Annotated in this window: 3 protein-coding genes; all 3 read right to left on the bottom strand. The window is 44.3% G+C overall.

The genetic code is table 11. From position 1 onward, the window contains the following. Positions 1 to 120 precede the first annotated feature (120 nt). Positions 121 to 477 carry a 50S ribosomal protein L19 gene (rplS, locus tag A3766_RS26480; RefSeq protein ID WP_068509094.1) on the bottom strand — a complete coding sequence of 119 codons (357 nt, stop codon included), beginning with the start codon at positions 475 to 477 and terminating at the stop codon, positions 121 to 123. Between the two features lie 38 nt (positions 478 to 515). Continuing rightward, on the bottom strand, positions 516 to 1289 hold the full coding sequence (gene trmD / locus A3766_RS26475) for a tRNA (guanosine(37)-N1)-methyltransferase TrmD (RefSeq protein ID WP_068643304.1): 774 nt from the start codon (positions 1287 to 1289) through the stop codon (positions 516 to 518). A 161-nt stretch (positions 1290 to 1450) separates the two neighbouring features. Continuing rightward, complete coding sequence (gene rimM / locus A3766_RS26470) at positions 1451 to 1993, bottom strand: ribosome maturation factor RimM (protein WP_068510833.1); 543 nt, start codon at positions 1991 to 1993, stop codon at positions 1451 to 1453. Positions 1994 to 2096: the final 103 nt, after the last annotated feature.

Genomic DNA, 2096 nt, shown 5'->3' with positions numbered 1-2096 from the left:
AGTGTCAAGAAAACGCTCTGTATACGTCATCACCCATTCACCACCAAGGAGAAAGCAAAAAAGGCAAGCGCCCTAAAGCCACTTGCCTTTTTTAAAAGATAAATTAAGCAGTATTAAAACTTAGCTCAACTTCTCTTTAATTCGAGCAGCCTTACCACTTAGCTCACGCAAGTAGTACAACTTAGCCTGACGAACATCACCACGACGCTTAACTTCGATGCTATCAACCTGCTTACTGAAAGTCTGGAATGTTCTCTCAACACCAACACCGTAAGAAATCTTACGAACCGTGAAAGAAGAGTTAAGACCACGGTTGCGCTTAGCGATAACAACACCTTCATAGGCCTGTAGACGCTCACGGTTACCTTCTTTAACTTTTACTTGAACAACGACTGTATCACCAGGGCCGAATTCTGGAATCTCTGCCGTCATTTGCTCAGCTTCTAAGGCGCTGATAATGTTATTCTTGCTGCTCATTTTACACTCCTAAAAATGATAAACCTAAAGCCTCAGGCCTACCGATTCACTTCTCTAATAAATTCTTGCAACAGAGTCTGCTGCTCGCTATCTAATTCTATTTTGTCCAGCAACTCTGGACGTCGCTGCCATGTTCGCCCCAAGGATTGTTTAAGGCGCCAGCGGCGAATTTTTTCATGATTACCCGACATCAAAACATCAGGAATCGGCTTACCCATAAAAACTTCTGGACGAGTATAGTGAGGACAATCCAACAAACCACTAGCAAACGAATCCTCGGTTGCCGACTCACTATGCCCCAATACCCCAGGTATTAACCTGGAAATGGTATCCAGCAATACCATTGAAGCAAGCTCACCACCACTCAATACGAAATCACCAATTGATATTTCTTCATCAATTTCAGCTTCGATTAAGCGCTCGTCAACTCCCTCATATCGACCACAGACGCAAATCAATCCGTCATATTCAGCCAGTTCCACAGCTTTCTTATGGTCTAGGCGCTGTCCTTGAGGTGACAGGTATACAGTACGTAGTGATACCACCTTCTCGGGCTGATCGTGCTTTAGGTCCTGCACCATCTTTGCCTTAGCGTCGTGAATAGCATCCTGCAAAGGCTGCACTTTCATCAACATTCCCGGGCCACCACCATAAGGTCTATCATCGACCGTACGGTGCTTATCATGGGTGAACTCTCGAGGATTCCAATAATCCAGAGCTATTAGCCCTTTCTTTACTGNCCGCCCAACGACACCATGATCTTCTAGAGAGCGAAACATTTCAGGAAAAAGCGTAACCAGTCCAAAATGCATACATTCACATCTCTAAGCCAGTCACACCACATTGACCAGCAAGTTTCTATCTTTGCACCACTTAAAGAACCAATCCCTTATGCCAGAACTGATTTACAGAACTGATTAAGTAGTGCCTATATAAAAACGCCCCGCAAGTACCGCAATCAGCGCTTTACAAACTAAAACTCCGGATCCCAATCAACTTCAATGGATCCTGCTTCCAGATCTACCGCCAAGACAACCTGATCTGGCAAGTAAGGAATTAATCGCTCCCTACCGTCCAAGCTATCCTTACACTTTTTTACTACCAAAACATCGTTAGATCCGGTTTCAATCAAATGATCAACACGACCAAGTAAAACCTTCTCTTCTACATCAGACCCTGAAGCAAATACTTTCAGACCTTGAAGCTGATGCCAGTAGTAATCACCGCTAGGCAGTTCCGGCAATTCTTCTCGAGGTACAGAAATCAACGAACCACAATACTGCTTAGCCTCATCGCGATCATGACACCCCTTTAACTGGGCGACCAGACCATTGCCATGAGCTTTGCAGCTAAGCACGGTTACCGATCCGTTCTTGCTGCCACCTTCGAGAGTCCAATTTTTATATTGGCAAATATTTTCTTTAGGCTGAGTATAGGAAAACACCTTCACCCAACCCTTAACACCGTATACCGAGGTAATCTTACCCATTACAGCTTTTTCTGTAGCTTTGCTCATGAGTAATTATTTCCAGCCGGTATCAATGTTAGCTTTCCAGACTACTTAAACGGCCTTACGCAGCTTTAGCAGACTCTTTCAAAAGTGTCTTAACTCGGTCAGA

This window comes from Oleiphilus sp. HI0132, from assembly GCF_001635845.1.
This window is presented reverse-complemented; position numbering and strand designations above follow the sequence as displayed.